General features: G+C 43.9%; 8 protein-coding genes. 2 read left to right on the forward strand and 6 right to left on the reverse strand.

Translation table 11 applies throughout. The annotated features are described in order from the left end of the window. Window positions 1-135: 135 nt before the first annotated feature. The 6 genes from DWW91_RS23150 to DWW91_RS23175 all read right to left on the reverse strand — a co-directional run bounded on the left by DWW91_RS23150 (window position 136) and on the right by DWW91_RS23175 (window position 13,737). Window positions 136-3,597, reverse strand: coding sequence for an SUMF1/EgtB/PvdO family nonheme iron enzyme (locus DWW91_RS23150; RefSeq protein WP_122329040.1), 3,462 nt, complete (start codon window positions 3,595-3,597; stop codon window positions 136-138). A gap of 6 nt (window positions 3,598-3,603) precedes the next feature. After that, window positions 3,604-6,489: a sugar phosphate isomerase/epimerase gene (locus tag DWW91_RS23155; RefSeq protein WP_122329041.1), complete on the reverse strand. Its 2,886-nt coding sequence runs from the start codon at window positions 6,487-6,489 to the stop codon at window positions 3,604-3,606. A gap of 176 nt (window positions 6,490-6,665) precedes the next feature. Continuing rightward, the gene (locus DWW91_RS23160; RefSeq protein WP_122329042.1) at window positions 6,666-7,229 is read right to left on the reverse strand and encodes an RNA polymerase sigma-70 factor; all 564 of its coding nucleotides are present in this window, start codon (window positions 7,227-7,229) and stop codon (window positions 6,666-6,668) included. 356 nt (window positions 7,230-7,585) lie between these two features. Further along, window positions 7,586-9,208, reverse strand: coding sequence for a RagB/SusD family nutrient uptake outer membrane protein (locus DWW91_RS23165; RefSeq protein WP_122329043.1), 1,623 nt, complete (start codon window positions 9,206-9,208; stop codon window positions 7,586-7,588). A 12-nt stretch (window positions 9,209-9,220) separates the two neighbouring features. Then, window positions 9,221-12,616, reverse strand: a complete 3,396-nt coding sequence (locus tag DWW91_RS23170; protein ID WP_122329044.1) for a TonB-dependent receptor — start codon at window positions 12,614-12,616, stop codon at window positions 9,221-9,223. A 122-nt stretch (window positions 12,617-12,738) separates the two neighbouring features. Next, complete coding sequence (locus DWW91_RS23175; RefSeq protein WP_122329045.1) at window positions 12,739-13,737, reverse strand: FecR family protein; 999 nt, start codon at window positions 13,735-13,737, stop codon at window positions 12,739-12,741. A 338-nt stretch (window positions 13,738-14,075) separates the two neighbouring features. Here DWW91_RS23175 and nhaC point away from each other — a divergent pair, with 338 nt between their 5' ends. Together nhaC and DWW91_RS23185 are read left to right on the forward strand one after the other, a co-directional pair. Continuing rightward, entirely contained in the window at window positions 14,076-15,542 is a 1,467-nt protein-coding gene (gene nhaC / locus DWW91_RS23180) for a Na+/H+ antiporter NhaC (RefSeq protein WP_122329046.1), read from the forward strand. Next, window positions 15,511-16,701, forward strand: a complete 1,191-nt coding sequence (locus tag DWW91_RS23185; RefSeq protein ID WP_007655843.1) for a dicarboxylate/amino acid:cation symporter — start codon at window positions 15,511-15,513, stop codon at window positions 16,699-16,701. The genes nhaC and DWW91_RS23185 overlap by 32 nt, the downstream gene beginning before the upstream one ends. The last annotated feature ends 109 nt before the right edge of the window (window positions 16,702-16,810 follow it).

Consider the following 16,810-nt stretch of genomic DNA (forward strand, 5'->3'; position numbering starts at 1 on the left):
AATTAACTTAGTGCATATTTGACTCGACCCTCCAGTTTTCCAAAGTATAATACTACTCATCAATAAGTTTTCATTTCACCTATTGATAAGTAGTATTTTTTGTAAGAACAATGATCATTTACATAGATCCGGTTTTCAATCCTCAATGATCAGGCGAAGCCCTACATTATTCACTTTCTGCCAGGGCAGATAAGCGCGGCGGGCTGTTGCCGTTGCATCTTTCGGACGGTCTATCCAGGAACCGCCGCGGGCAACTACCTGTTTAGCTTCCAGGGTTTCCTGAGATTTGTCATTATAAGGATACGGAGCATAGATCGAACGGGTCCATTCCTGTAAGTTTCCGTGCATGTTGATCAGACCGAACGGATTTGCCTTATAGGTATATTCTTCCGTCGGGATCATCAGACCGTCGTTGACTGTATCAACTTTCGGCATGTAATTATAATACGGGAACCAGGGATTATCCTTCTCCATCGGTTGGGGATCGATACCCGTAACGGCCATCTTTTCCAACTGTACATCGGCCAGGTTCTCATACGGTCCGAAGTTTGCGTCCATAGCACCATACCAGAAAGGCTGGTCACTACCACCACGGCAAGCCCATTCCCACTGGACTTCGGTAGGAAGCTGCACGTTCAGGCCGGTCTTTTCTGAAAGCATCCGGCAATAATTCACCGCTTCCTCATAACTTACACGAATGACCGGTTGGTTCGGTTTATTTGCCGGATAACCGGGGGTCGTATGGTCTTTCCAGAACTGTGCGTAGATACGGCTATCGTGGTCAGGAACCAGTGCATTATACTGCTCATTGGTCAGTTCCTTTTCAGACATCCAGAAGCCTTTCTTCACTTCTGCTTTAAATTCAGGTGCCTGGTCGGGATAACCGTCATTCGTACCCATTACGAATTTACCTGCCGGAACACGGACAAAGGCGATCTTCACGCCATCGGCAACCTCTATTTCTTTGCGTAACGATTTTTCTTTCGACAACATCTTCTGAATATCGTCGGCAGACAAAGGCCAGCCTTTCATCTTCACCTCTTTATGCTTGACAGGAGCAACCTTTTCCGGCAATTCGGGTTTGATCTCTCCCTTGCTTTTCAGTAAACTTGCATAATCAGCCAGTTCCTTGCGCCAGTCGGCACCGGCACCGTTCGCATACTTATTGGTCAGTTCAAGGCGACGGCCGTACTGTTCGTATCCATTCAACGGATCAGCATCAAATTCGCCACGTCCCGGAGCGTTCATATCAATCCACATCGTGAGATGATCCCATTCGTTATCAGTCAGTTTCACATTGTAATGGCCACGTTCCAACATACGAACGATTTCGCTGGTAGAAGCATGATATTCGTAGGGAGTCATCACATACATATCCGCTTCCGGTCCCTGACGGTTTACGTACGGATGGAAGGCCAGGTAACTCTTCTGGAAATAACGCGTACCGCTCCAGTCGGTTATACCGACCGAGGTCGTATCTTTAAAGTTCGGCCGGCCGGCTTTACTTCCATCATGGCAAGCCACACAGGCACGGTCGAGAATCGGTTGTATCTCATATTTAAAGGTATAAGAACGGACACCACCATCGGCAATCTTCAATTCATGCGGCTTACGGGTAGATGCAGCAACCCTTTTCGGAACCGGAATGGTGTTCTGATCTTCATGGCAGCCCACACAGGATACCACTTCGCCCGGCATACCGGTCAGCCAGCTACGCATCCACTGCACGGCACGTCCGTCCGCATCGAGCGGTTGGAGGGAGACAGGCGTATTGGCCGGAATTTTAAAGATAGCAGAACCATCCTCTTCTACCGGAACGGTTCCCAGCAGACGCTTGATATCCCATCCGGCCTGGATACCGTGATTATAATGGTCGGACAGCGTTCTGCGATAAGCATATTCATACGCATAGACACGGAATGACTTGATCTGTCCGCGGGGAACGCCTCTCAGTCCTTCGCCCTCATAAATATCCTGGATAAAGACAGTCGCTTCCTTTTCATTCAGTTTGATACGATCCGGGATTGCCGGAGGAACCGGAGTACTTTTCACCGGAACGGAATAGATCATACCGGCATCGTCGGCATTGGCAACCAATGTCAGGTTATCATAAATATCCACCAGATAGATTCCCCAACGGCTGTACGGAGACAGTTTGGCCGTTACCAGGAAAGTCTCGTCGGTCAGCGGATACGGTTTGATGAATTGCGGCCACACACCGTTTACCAGTTCATCTTTTACCTCCGGAATAATCGGACGGCCACGGAACGGCAATTCCTGTATCATACCTTTCTCTTCCTTACGGCTCTTTGCCGGATCGAAAATCATCAGACGGCCGGAACGGGCTACCCCATGATGACCGGAGATAACACCGACAAAGCGGTTCGTCCGCTTCGGTAGCGGCTGCACGTCGAAGATACTGTTCGGGAACATGGAACCGCTACCATATAACGATTTCTGCTCGGTTCCGTCCGGATTCATATGCATCACGATACGAGAGAAATAGTGAGTCAAATCCGTATATTCCCAACGGACATACATCACCTTACCGTTTGCCATCACTACCGGATGCCAGTTCGCATCCTGGTCGAATGTCAGACGGCGCAGGTCACCGTTACTGGGATCATATAAAACCATATTACCCACTGCATCACTACCGTTTACGCAAGGTACGCCCTGATAACCGATATTGGAAATCGCCAGCATACGTCCGTCGGGCAGATAGGTCGCATCAAAGAACTCCAGGTCAGGCTCCGGAATGTTGGTTACCTGCCGGGCCTCGCCGCCTTCCAGATTGATTTCGTGCACCTGCCATCTACGTGTCGTATCCAATGCTGTAAACATCAAGCGTTTCCCATCCCAGTTCAACACCAGGTCGGTCACGGAGGAACCCTCTACAGCCGGTTTATAAATAGTCTTTTCCTGAAGGTTTCCGCTTTTCAGACCAGACAATTCCACCAGTTCCGCTTTAAAATTCTTACGGCTGGCAGAGCTAAGATTCGACCAGTTGTTCGGCTGGATACCCAGGCTTCCGGCTCCGACAAAATTGGCCCGTTCTCCAAGATTGAATTTAACGGTCAACATCTTATCGACATTCACATCCGGGCTCATCAGCATCAACTCGCGTTTCAGAGCCAACGCCTTATTAGCCTTGTCGAGTGCTTGTTGATCTCCGGTATAGATTCCGGCAAAACCTCCGGCCAGCAGAGACTTCAATTCACTGAAACGTTTTTCAGCCAGATTTGCATCAAAACCCGAACTCTTTTTCATGATACCCAAAGCCTCCTGAATAGCTTCCGGTTTCATCCATTCCAGTTCGGCCTGTATTTCCAGTACGGAAATCAAACGGCCGGCCAGACTCTTATAAGCCTGCATCTGTTCGGACGGTGTAGCCAACGATGCCGCCTTATTCAATTCAGACTGATACCAGGAGTTGTTCTTCAACTCTTTCAGCATAGCATCCAGGCCTTTCTTCGTCCTGTTCAGCTGTTCGGACGTAACTTCTTCCTTTGTCTCACAACTAGGTTGTGCAGATAACGCGCTTCCCCCCAACAGGCAGAAAGCCATACATCCTGTAATTAATAATTTCTTCCACATAGGCGATTATTTTTTAGTAACAAGTTTGTCTAATTCTTTTCCGTCCAGATATTCTTCATCCTGCGAATTATACAGGCCATCCATAATATAATGGGCATCCGGGAATACGGATAATATCTTACGTATAGTTTCTGTCTGCCCGGATTTATAAACCGGAGCATTCGTATTCCATAATTGATTGTGAATATCTTTTTGGGGGACGGAAATAAGAAGATCCTTTATATCCATCCGTTTCAACCGGGAAAGATTACCGTCCAGGTTCGCTTCATCGTTCAACAACAAAGATAAAGCCGGAGCCAAGGTAAAGTTCGGACGGTTCACCTCATTTACCAGTTTCTGCAACCCCTCTATGGTATCCGGAGTACGGGAAACAGCTTGCCGCAATACCAACCGGATATTCTTTTTCGCAGCATAATCAGACAGAACCTGGAACGATTCTTTCAGGGATGCATAGAACTGTTCCATCGTATAATTATTTTCAATGGTCCGCTGGGTAGAAATCAGTAATTCATCGGCACCCAATATTTCCATCTTATCAATAACACGCTTCATGATATCCATGCTCTTCTGATAGAAAGGAGGATCATTATTTACGATCCTCAAATCGGGATACAGGTTCAATCCGGAAGTCAAATCCACCGTTATTTTCAATTTCTGGCGTCTCAGCCAACCGGATTCATGCTTCAACGCTTCTTTTTCCTTATTATTCAGATAACGCCAGTCAATCACCACACGGTCATAATGTTCGAAGAAAGTCGGACGCGACAAAATCTCTTCCTTTACATCCGAGATATTGCGTAAAACAAGCGAACGCCCCGTAACATTCGGTACCGGGGTACTTTCCGGCATAACGGTTATATCCGCTTCATGATTCAACCGGACACGGAAAATGCGCACATTACCGCCGGCAATCGTATTGGAGGTATTTTTACCGAAAGAGGTATTTACAGCCACTTTAGGCGTATATCCAACGGCTTTCATTTCTGAACAGTCTGTCGGTAATTCTTTCATAGAAACGATTTTTCCGGTCTTTGTCCGGATGGAAAAGTCCTTCGGCGTCCAGTGTTCGTTGGATATCAGAACAGTATATTCGCCATTGCCTCTGGAACAGGTTACAAGACTCAGTTCCGGGTTGGTTTCGAACAGTTGTACGGAAGAGAAAATATCTCCCATCAATGCTTTCACATGGTTTAATATCGGGTAAGGTTTATCCAGCGGCATTTCTTCCTTCACCTTGACAGGAAGTTCACATTGCGGTTGTTCGGTAACACCGTAAGGTGATGCAATAACAGTAATCTTTCCTTTTCCGGCATTCAACTCGATAGCGGCCGGCAGTTCGTTCGATTTTTGCAGGATTGTCGCAGATGCCGGATAAATCAGTTCTGACAAGGTATATGGAACACGCTCGTTTAACGACTGTCCTTTGTAAGTCACCGGACCTGAGCACACGGTCGTTTTGTTTCCGGCACGGACACCGGCAATTCCGTCCGGCATGTTTTTCAGTGAACCGGCAGTGATAATCAGATGCCCGCCTTCATTCACATAAGTTTCCAGTTTATCGTTGATTTCTTTTCCCGGACGAAGCTCATCGGCAATGACCAGTACCGGATACTGTTGCAAAACCCATTGCGGCGCATCACTCATCAGACAATCGGCAATATCGCCATAAGGATTAGGAGCTATAAACCCTCTTTCATCTTTATAATAGGAAGCATCCTGATAACCGGGATATAAAATATCGAGCATCCCGTCCGTCAGATAATCCGGCAACTCATACGGCAGATTCCCCCATACTTTATAAGCCTGCCTGGAATATAGATGACGCGGGAAAGACCAGCCGGAAAAGAAATCGGTCATCAAAGCAACCGGTGTGTACATCACACCCGGATCACCGTATTTATCTACCCATTTAACCGCACTCTGCTGTATCTTACCGATGGGACTCAGCTTCTTGTCGTCTATCCGCATGGACCCTTCGAAACCGACAGCCACACAATCGTACATCAAATGAGTATAGATCAACCGTTTCAGCAACCCGAGCGAGGTTCCTTTCAGCGGACCGCCACTGTTATAGTCATCATCTATGCCGGTAGCATTCGAATCGTATGTCTTATATCCCCAACGGTTCCATACGGAAGCATTTCCAAACCAGTTAACGCCATATTGCTTACCGGCTCCGCGGATAAAGGAATAATAAATCTGCGAGTTAGGCAATCCCTGGGCCGTTTCCGCCCCTATCAATGTATAAACTCCTTCTTTCAGGAAATAATGACCGAAGTTCAGGGAGACGAGAGTTGCCATTTTATTTCCCAGCTGATCGCCCATTTCCTGGAAATGACGCTGGAAGTTAAAGTATTGTTGTTTACGGTCTGCTCCCAACGGATACATTCGCGGAGCAAAACTACCGACATACCGACCGTCCTGTTCACCGTTATCCATACCCAGCCAACGGTCGCCCAGTTCTTTCTCAAAAAGATCGAGTACGCCGTCGGGAATAACGAACTGCGTCCAATATCCGCCAGGTCCCGAACCCGGGATATATCCCCAAAGGTCAAACAGATACAGGTTTCTTTTCTTTATCTCGGCAACGACTTCTTTCAGATTATCCTGAAAAACCAGCGGATAGGAAACCCACAAGATATCCCCGAGCTTATCCTTATCCACCCACTGATCGAGTTTTTGTTTATAATCGCCGGAAAGGTCACGTAGTGCTATAAACTGAATTTTATCATGAAAGAAAGAAGCATCCGGCGATTTCACATGATGACGCTGATAATCGGGATGGCGGGACGGAGTCATCTGATAGGGATACAGTTTAATACTGTTCTGTGCAAACGATCGGTCAGGACCTAGTAATCCTAACAAAATAATAAGCGTAAGAATCTTTTTCATAAGTATTTATATTGTTGTTGCGTTAACAAGCCCACAACCGATAAGCCGACCACTTCTTATCGCAACAAAGATGCATTTATATTTTGACATAATATTACTATTCGTTCATAAAAAAGCTAATAATCTATTAAATAGATTACATTTATAGGCTAATGCTGATAATTTCGCAAAACGAACTAATCCAGAGAAGCCGGCAGATATTCTTTCAAAACCTGGCGAAGTTGTGCCAGTGCTTTCTTCTGATACAATTTCACCGCATTTACAGAGACTCCCATTTCTTCCGAAATCTCCGCGTAGGTCAGATTTTTATACCGGCTGAGTTCAAAGACCTTTTTATATTGAGGGGGTAAATCTTTCACCGCTTTATTTACCCGTTCTATCAGTTCCTTAGAAAGGACATAATCGAGCGGGGATTCATCCAAAGAATATAACGCATTTTTATCTGCCACATTAGCATCCAGTTCTATATACTCCGACTGGTTCTTCCGAAGATAAGAAAGACAAGCATTATGAACAGCTCGCACCAAATAAGCCCTGATAGAAGTAGTAATGACCAACGTTTCTCTGTTCTCCCATAACCAACGGAAGACATCTCCGACCAATTCTTCGATTATCTGTTTTTCAGTGACATAAGAGCGTGCTTCATAGCACAGAAAAACATAATACTTTTTGAATAAATACTCAAAAGTTTTATGATCCCCACTCTTCAACCCTGATATCTCATCAAAAACAGTCATCATAACAGATTATAACGTTGTTCTTTTACACATATATCAACCTGTAATTCAAAAATATACATAAATACCCCAATATATCAAACATGAGAAATGACTAGAAAAAACGTTCCTTTTTTTTAGTCAGTATTCACGGTCTATGACTTCAGATTAATATCGTCCCTAAAAGTACTAAAAATATGAAAGATAAAACCTTTTTCCTGTCTGAAAAATCAAAAGTTAACCTCAAAAAATACTGACTAAAAAAAAGGAACGTTTTTTCTAGTCACTTCTTTTTAACGACTAAAACTTTAATTTTCAAAGAAAATGCCAGGAAAATCAACTTAAAATCTCCCTGGCATTCCTTTTCAAAAAATTATATATTAAATATAATTCGGATCCTGAACCAAAACGCCACCGGCTTTATCAATTTCACTTTGTGGTAATGGGAAATAATAGAATGCCGGCTTAAAGACCTTTACATAAGTTGGCAAAGCAGGGTCTGACGCACCATTCACAAGTTTGTCCATTAACTTCCATCGTTTCAGCTGAAAATAGCGATGACCTTCAAATACAAATTCCACACGCCATTCGTTACGAATACGTTCACGCATCTGATCTTTTGTCAGACCAGCAGGCAACTCCGGTTGACCGGAACGAACGCGGATCTGATTAACCGCATCATACACTTTCTGCGTCGGCCCGTTTGCTTCGTTTTCTGCTTCAGCAATCATCATCAAAACTTCGGCATAACGTAGAATGATAACATCGGCATCAGAAATCGTCGAATAGCTCGGCATTTCTTTGGTCGGCTGAATCAACTTCATCATACCAAATCCGGTTTGCATCTGATTGGTAACTGTCACCGAACCTCCTTCTTGTCCATCCATCGAGAAATCAGCTTCGCCACTATGGCAAACCGTTTCATACAAACGGCGATCGCGATTTTGGAACAATTTAGCCCTTTCTGCTTTATTGGCATCTCCCAATTCTCCAGTAGCCAGTAAAGATTCATTGACCGGGACAGTCAACGGAGATTCACCCCATTTCTGACCATCTGTACACTCGAATGCATCTACCAAATCACGAGTCACACCGCAAGTAGTCCATGCTGCATAATACAAGTCCATACTATGGGTTGTATTAGGAGCCAAGTAACGAACGGAGAACATAATCTCAGGAGAAGCCAGTTGCATGGAAGATATAAAGTTATCACGCATCCGATCTGCCAAATCATACCCCTTGATTGATTCCAGCAAAGACACAATTTCCCCCATTTTAGAAGGATCTGCATTTCCTTTATCATCGTAGGCTTCGGCCAACATCAAACGAGCCTTAAATGCTTTCAAAGCACCCGGAGAGAAATATCCGGACATTTGAGCATCAGAATAAGGTTTGTCCGGCAAAGCGGCGATGGCATCATCGAAATCTTTCATTATCTGAGCATAAATATCAGCACGTGAAGCTTTTGGCTGATACATGTTATCCATTGTCAAAGACTCTGTAACCAAAGGCACTTCCCGATAACACTGGTACAACCAAGAATAAAAATAGCCTCTCAATGCTTTCGCTTGCGCAAGCATAAAAGATCTCTCGTCAGCAGACATATCAGTTCCTTGATAAGCATCCAGGTTTTCCATTAACAAATGGACACGAGCAATGCCTCGATAGCAATGATTATACATATAAGTGACATACCCGGAAGTATTCGGATCCAAATCACCTAAAGCAATCGTCTTAGTCTTACCGTAGGTATCCTCATCATGCTGGCAAATGGAGTTGTCAGTCAGGTTATCAAAACAAGCCACGATCTGCGACATAACTCCCGGCCATTCATATACCATAGAAAAACTACCAGCCAATGCAGATTGGAAATCACTCTTTTTCTGCCAGAAAATAGACTGTGAAGGTGATGTAGGAGGATCTTTCTGTAAAAAATCACTACAAGAAGTCGTAGAACCCACCAACAAAGCTGAAGCCAATATAATATTTACTATTTTTTTCATTGCATTCTACTTTTAAAATTCAACATTCAATCCAAATGAACAAATTCTATTCTGCGGATAAACAGCAGCACGTCCATCTCCTTCACGTTCTGGATCCAAACCATAAAATTTTGTAAATGTCAATAAGTTATCCCCTGAGAAATAAACCCGGACTCTCGACATCTTTACTTTATCCGTAACTGATTTAGGCAAAGTATAACCGAACGTCAAATTCTTCAAACGGAAATAAGAAGCATTCTGTAGCATATAAGTGTTTGATCTGGTATTCTTATTTCCGCCCAAATTATCAAAATACAGACGCGGATGCTTAGCATTATACGGATTTTCTTCCGTCCACATGCCTTCTACATATTCACGTGTCGGAGCAGAACCTTGGCGGAATGGATAAATTCCCCACTCATTTGTATACCATTTCTTACCCGAAACACCTTGTCCTTGCAAAGACAAGTCAAAACCTTTCCAGCTAGCACCGGCATTTACAGAATATTCAAATCCGGGGAAACGTCCGGAAATAGGCACACGGTCATTGTTGTCAATCACACCATCATTATTCTGGTCCTTATATTTCAGGTCACCTGGCAACGTATTATCATTAAATTGTTTCGGTGAATTTTTCACTTCATCTTCCGTCGCAAAAATACCGATACACTCCAACATATAGTATTCATTATAAGGAAGTCCTTCTCTTCTCAAATTATAACCGCTGATTTCTTCCGCGCCAAACTTAGTCAATTTGTTTCTTGAACGGTCAAAATAAACACCGGCATTGTATTGCAAACCTTTGAAGACACCATCCGTAATCATGTTGTTATAATTGAAAGCAATTTCAAAGCCCTTGTTTTCCACTTCCCCATTATTGACAGTCGGAGCATCCAAACCTAAAATACCTGATACTTGGGAAGAGCGTAAAATGTCTGAAGTCACTTTCTTATACCAGTCAAATGTCACATTCAATCCATTGAAAACCTGCAAATCAACGCCAACGTCGGTAATTGTAGTCGTTTCCCATTTGATATCACGGTTTGCATACGCTTTCTGCTGATAACCCACTGTTTCTGTTTTCTTATCAAACGGATAGTTAGAAACACCGGCAATCATTGCCTGATAAGGATACAAACCAATGTTTTGGTTACCCAACTGTCCCCAAGAAGCACGAATCTTGGCATTATTCAACCAATTCAGATTCAAATCTTTTATAAAATCTTCTTCGGTAATACGCCAACCGGCAGAGAATGACGGGAAGATACCCCAGCGATTTTCTGAAGAGATACGAGACGTACCGTCATAACGCATATTTGCTTCAAACAAATAACGTTCTTTAAAATTATAGTTCAGACGGGCATAAACAGACTGAATAGCCCATTCTTCCAACGTACCCGAATTCGACCAATTTGCATTAGAACCAGCATCGATTACCGGTAAATCGAACGCATACTCTTTCCGAAATGCCCGTACCGTTTCATACTTTTCAGACTCTTGGCTATAACCTACCATAATATTGAAGTTATGATACTGGTTCGGAGTTGTAAAATCATACTTCAAATAGGTATACAAATTCGTATAAAAACGACGCTGGTCTTCTACCGTCAAACCGTTTGCTCCTCTATCCAGATAACCGGTTTGTTCACCTGTATGATAATCATAAATAGGGACATCAGATCCTCCCCATTCCTTCCATTTGTTAGATTGTAAGCGAACAGCACCTTTCGTGTACCAAGTCAACCCTTTAGCCAAATTGATATCCAACCACAATTGAGCATTCACATCGAAATCCTGATAATTCTTATTCGTACCCGTGCCAATGATAGCCGGCATATTTTTATTGTGAGATTCGTGCGAATAAGCAGAACCTGTCCAACGGGTCATCCCTGAACCATCGTCAGGCAACCACGGCATGTAAGTCGGGGCCTGTGACAAGGTTGACAACAACACGTCACTTTGTCCCTGACGAGGTTCATCACGATCACCATACATCAAATTGGTATACGTTCCAATCTTGATAAAATCCGTAATTTGTGAAGTCAAATCGACCGTTGCATTATACTTTTGATAATCGAAGCCTTTCAACGTACCCGGTTGGTCTACGAAATTCAAAGCCACATTATATGTAGTCTTTCCTGCATTGCCAGCGATCGACAAATTATGGTTTTGAACAACAGCCGGATCAAACATATAATCCAACCAATCAAAATTAGGATATTGTGCGCTACCACCTCCATTCCGGTAAGCATCGATCTGTTCCTGGGTATAACGTTCTCCGGCACCGGAATTCTTCTTGGCTAGATTATACAATTCCATATATTCGGCAGAATTAGTCACCAAATCATACATACGGGTCGGATTATAAATAGCTACATTGCCATGATAAGCAATATGCGCTTTGCCATCCCCTTCTGCCCCTTGTTTCGTTGTGACAAGGATCACACCATTGGCAGCACGCGCACCATAGATAGCAGCAGAAGCAGCATCCTTCAATACCGAAACACTCTCAATCATGCTCGGATCCAGGTTAGAAATACTGCCCGGAACACCATTTACCAATACCAGCGGATCGGAACCGGCATTCGAGAAAGTACCCTGGCCACGCACACGGAAAGTGGTTGCTTCAGCACCCGGTGCACCCAACCCCTGGTTAACACGCAAACCCGGAACTTGTCCTTGTAACATGGTTGCCGCATTCGTAACCGGACGTTTCGTCATTTCTTCACCGGTTACAGCCGTTACCGCACCTGTCAGATTCAATTTCTTCTGCGTACCGAAACCTACCACAACGACTTCATCCAAAGCCTGTGAATCTTCTTTCAAAATAACAGAGATAACCGACTTTTTTCCAACCGGAATAGTTTGTTCTATATAACCTATATAGGAGATCTTCAATGTAGCTCCGTCAGGAACATCCAATGTAAAGTTTCCGTCCACATCTGTAACCGTACCGATTGTCGTTCCATCCACTACTACGTTTGCCCCGATAACAGGTTCATTGTTTGCATCCAAAACACGACCAGTGATCCGTTTAGTCTGTTGCATCACTGACTCCGGTCCAACTTTTCCGGCACGAGTAATCACAATATGACGATCGTTGATTTCATACCGCACATTCCGTCCGTTAAACAACACAGCCAATACTTCATTGATCGATTTATTATCGAGAGAAACAGACACTTTTTCATCCAGATTCAGGTCTTTCACATCCAGACTGAATGAAAATTCACTTTGGCTCTTGATGGATTCAATAGCCTCACGAATCGTGGCATTTTTAAGATTTAAGGAAAGCATATGTTCAGTCGCATACGTGCTTGCACTTAATGTAAGCGTCCCGGCAACAAGAAATACACCGGCAAGATTGGCCAGACGTCCTGCTCTTGTAGCCAATAAGTCCTGAACAGATTTTCTAAATGTTTTTTTCATACTTCACTTGTTTAAGATTTAACTTTTTAATTACTTAAGAAATGGGGTATTTACGGTTATTACCCCTTTTGTTAGATTTGCTTTTACTTCATTCACATTCATTTTAAAGATTAGACTTAATGTTATTTATAAATTCTAATAAGTTCCGGCTTTACCTCATATCTGAATTTATTTCCGGAGGATAATATTTCCAAAACTTTTTCGACGGTTACGTTCTCTTGAAAATCCGAATAGTAAACTATCCTCTTCAAAGATTCTTTCTCTATCCGGACAGGTATATCATACAGGCGTTGCAGTTCTTTAGCTATTTCTTCCAACGACACTTTGTCAAATATCATCGCTCCATTCCGCCAGTTCTCTATATGGCTGGCATCCACCAAATCGACTTGCATTGCCAGATCTGCCTTCCTTAATGTGAACCGCTGGTTCGGTTTCAGCACGACCGGGGCGGCATCGGCCAGAAAATCTCCGACCCTTACCGCTCCTTCTTTGAGGGTTACTTTCACCTCAGAGTCTTCTTCATAGGATTTCAGATTGAACTTTGTACCGAGTACTTTAACTGATAAATTGCCGGTATTCACCACAAAGGGTAATTCTTCATTCTTACTTACTTCAAAATATCCTTCCCCCGATAATGCCACATTTCTTGATTCCTTCGCAAAATTCGAATCATATTTAACTTTACTTCCGGCATTTAACCAAACAACAGAGCCATCCGGGAATGTAACTTTAGATTTTGCCCCAGCAGGAACCTCTACTACATATTCTTTGTATTCCTCAACCGCTTCCACTGCCGTTTTCTCCGATTGCCATAAAAAGAATAGAGAAGAAATACCACAGAGCAAAAAGACAATCGCCACAGCAGAAACTCTGAATGCATACTTATAGAAGTTTATCCGGTTGGATGATTTATTTTCCTTTATAAATTTGCTGATAGCTTTTTCTACATTAAAATCATCCGCATTAGATACAATACCGCCTGCTTTCCAGACAGCAACCGTATCATGGAAATAAGTTCTGTTCTCTGGAGCCTCTTCGATCCATTGCCGTAAAGCGGCATGACCTTCAGCATCTAAAGTGCCATTCAGGAATGATTGTATGTAATTGTCTATTTGATCCATTTATTCCAATTAAAAGTATATGAGTTCCTCACTCATTTAATAAAGGCGCAGAAAAAAGGAAGGAGGGTATATGAAGCACTACTTTTTTTATAAGAAAAACGAATATCCCGCAAAAACTTGTATAAAACGAAGGCAAGATCCATTTAAAACAAGATTTAATTCGTTTTAAACGGGGATAAAGCTCGTTTTAAACGAAAAAATGTTTAACTGCATTCGGGATTTTGTCAATTTTATTTATTTGGATGATCTGTCATTGGGATAATGAAATCCAGGATATCAATATATACATTATTTTCCGTATTTTTGCAGGCAAATAATTCATAAGCATATATATAATAATGGATCATACTCCCAAAAGGATACCCTCTCCCTTACTTTCACTGGTTCCCATACTTGTATTGGTAACCCTTTTATTTGTTACAATTCATACTTTTGGCAGTGATGCACTAAGCGGAGGAAGTCAGGTAGTATTACTTACGGCAACGGCTGTTTGCTGCCTAATTGCTATGGGATACAGCAAAGTGCGCTGGAAAGCGATCGAACTGGCAATGGTCAATAATATCTCCGGTGTGGCTACCGCGCTGATCATTCTGTTGATCATCGGTGCTTTATCCGGCAGCTGGATGATTAGCGGAGTCGTCCCGACACTGATCTACTACGGGATGCAGATCATTCATCCCAGTTTCTTTCTGGCATCAACCTGTATCATTTGTGCGATCGTATCCGTTATGACCGGCAGTTCCTGGACAACAATCGCAACCATCGGGATCGCCCTGCTGGGAATCGGGCAGGCACAGGGATTTGAAGACGGATGGATTGCAGGGGCGATTATCTCCGGTGCCTATTTCGGGGACAAGATATCTCCGCTCTCGGATACGACGGTCCTCGCCTCTTCAGTAACGGATACCCCTTTGTTCAAGCATATCAAATATATGATGATCACGACAGTGCCGTCCATGATCATTACACTGACAATCTTTACCATAGCCGGTTTCGCACATGAAGCGACTGCGACCGACCAGATCGCCATGTATTCTGCCTCGCTGAGAGAGACCTTCCATATTTCTTTATGGCTGTTGATCGTACCCGTCATAACAGGGATTCTGATCGCTAAACGTATACCGTCCATCATCACCCTGTTCATTTCTGCTACATTGGCCGGCATATTCGCCTTATTTTTCCAACCCCACCTGTTACAGGAAATATCCGGCCTGCCGGTTCAGGATATGCAATCGCAGTTCAAAGGGTTGATCATGACTTTCTATGGCAGTACCCAGGTCCAGACGGGGAATCCGGATTTGAATGACCTGGTTTCCACACGGGGTATGAGCGGTATGATGAATACGATCTGGCTGATTATCTGCGCTATGTGTTTTGGTGGTGCCATGACGGCCAGCGGAATGTTGGGAAGCATTACTTCCGTATTTATCCGTTTTATGAAACGGACTGTCGGACTGGTTGCTTCAACGGTTGCCTCCGGCCTGTTCCTTAATATCTGCACTGCCGACCAATATATCTCCATCATCCTGACCGGTAACATGTTCAAGGATATTTACCAGAAAAAAGGATATGAGAGCTGTTTGTTAAGCCGCACGACGGAAGATGCGGTGACTGTCACCTCTGTTCTTATCCCCTGGAATACTTGTGGTATGACACAGGCAACCATCCTGGGTGTCGCCACATTCACATATTTACCTTATTGTTTCTTTAATCTAATCAGCCCGCTAATGAGCATCACTGTTGCTGCCATCGGGTTTAAAATCAAACGAATAAATGAAAAAGCTGAAAGTATCGCTACTGACTAAAGTAGTCATTGCCATTGCTGCCGGTGTATTATTCGGCCAGTTTCTACCGAATGGTATCGCACGTATCTTTGTGACCTTCAATTCGTTGTTCGGCAACTTCCTGTCGTTCTCCATCCCCCTTATCATCCTGGGGCTGGTAACGCCTGCTATCGGCGATTTAGGGAAAGGTGCCGGAAAACTACTGGCCATTACGGCTTTGATAGCTTACGGCTCGACTATATTTTCAGGCTTCTTTACCTTTTTCAGTAGCTCGGCGATCTTTCCTCATATCCTGCCGGCCAATACGGAACTGACAGCCATGGATAATCCGGAAGATTTCATGCTGACGCCCTACTTTACGGTAGCCATGCCGCCTCTGATGGATGTAATGACAGCCCTGCTCCTATCATTCACAATCGGTCTGGGACTATCCTATATCAGTGGTAATACACTGCGGGAGGCATTTAATGACTTCCAGAAAATTATCACCATATTGATCGAAGCGGTAATCATCCCGTTGCTTCCCCTGCATATTTTCGGTATTTTCCTGAATATGACAGTCAGCGGCCAGGTAATGAGTATCATAACGATGTTCCTGAAAGTGATCATTGTGATATTCGTGCTCCACGTGTTGCTTTTGCTCATCCAGTTTACGGTAGCCGGAAGCATCAGCGGCAGGAATCCGTTCCGGCTGTTAAAGAATATGCTGCCGGCTTATGCCACCGCATTAGGGACTCAATCGTCAGCCGCCACTATTCCCGTGACACTTGCCCAGACGGTAAAGAACGGTGTCCGCGAGACAATCGCTATTTTTGTAGTGCCTCTCTGCGCGACCATCCATCTTTCCGGAAGTACGATGAAGATCACGGCCTGCGCCATGGCGATCATGTACATGGCCGGAGAACCGGTCACCTTTGCCGGAATGGCAGGATTCATCATGATGCTGGGTATAACGATGGTAGCCGCACCGGGAGTTCCGGGAGGAGCGATCATGGCGGCATTGGGATTGCTGCAAAGTATGCTCGGTTTCAATGAGACATTGCAGGCGCTGATGATCGCACTTTACATTGCAATGGATAGTTTCGGAACAGCCTGCAATGTAACCGGAGACGGTGCCATTGCGATTGTAGTAGATAAGATTGCCGGAAAACAACAGACTTCGCCCGACATAACCGAATAGTTTTTCAGGAGACATCACATTATTCATTGAAAGTCTTCCCAATGAAAAATAAAAAAGAGGTACGTCTATTTTGATTTAGACGTACCTCTAAATTCATTTACACCTACCT

Origin of the sequence: Parabacteroides sp. AF17-3, from assembly GCF_003635445.1 — a bacterium.
Taxonomy (GTDB): Bacteria; Bacteroidota; Bacteroidia; order Bacteroidales; family Tannerellaceae; genus Parabacteroides; species Parabacteroides goldsteinii.

Bases quoted from the DNA above. Each gene is read 5' to 3' on its own strand.
- DWW91_RS23160 (WP_122329042.1), bottom strand. From the start codon at position 7,229: ATGATGACTGTTTTTGATGAGATATCAGGGTTGAAGAGTGGGGATCAT.
- DWW91_RS23175 (WP_122329045.1), bottom strand. From the start codon at position 13,737: ATGGATCAAATAGACAATTACATACAATCATTCCTGAATGGCACTTTA.
- DWW91_RS23165 (WP_122329043.1), bottom strand. From the start codon at position 9,208: ATGAAAAAAATAGTAAATATTATATTGGCTTCAGCTTTGTTGGTGGGT.
- DWW91_RS23170 (WP_122329044.1), bottom strand. From the start codon at position 12,616: ATGAAAAAAACATTTAGAAAATCTGTTCAGGACTTATTGGCTACAAGA.
- DWW91_RS23150 (WP_122329040.1), bottom strand. From the start codon at position 3,597: ATGTGGAAGAAATTATTAATTACAGGATGTATGGCTTTCTGCCTGTTG.
- nhaC (WP_122329046.1), top strand. From the start codon at position 14,076: ATGGATCATACTCCCAAAAGGATACCCTCTCCCTTACTTTCACTGGTT.
- DWW91_RS23155 (WP_122329041.1), bottom strand. From the start codon at position 6,489: ATGAAAAAGATTCTTACGCTTATTATTTTGTTAGGATTACTAGGTCCT.
- DWW91_RS23185 (WP_007655843.1), top strand. From the start codon at position 15,511: ATGAAAAAGCTGAAAGTATCGCTACTGACTAAAGTAGTCATTGCCATT.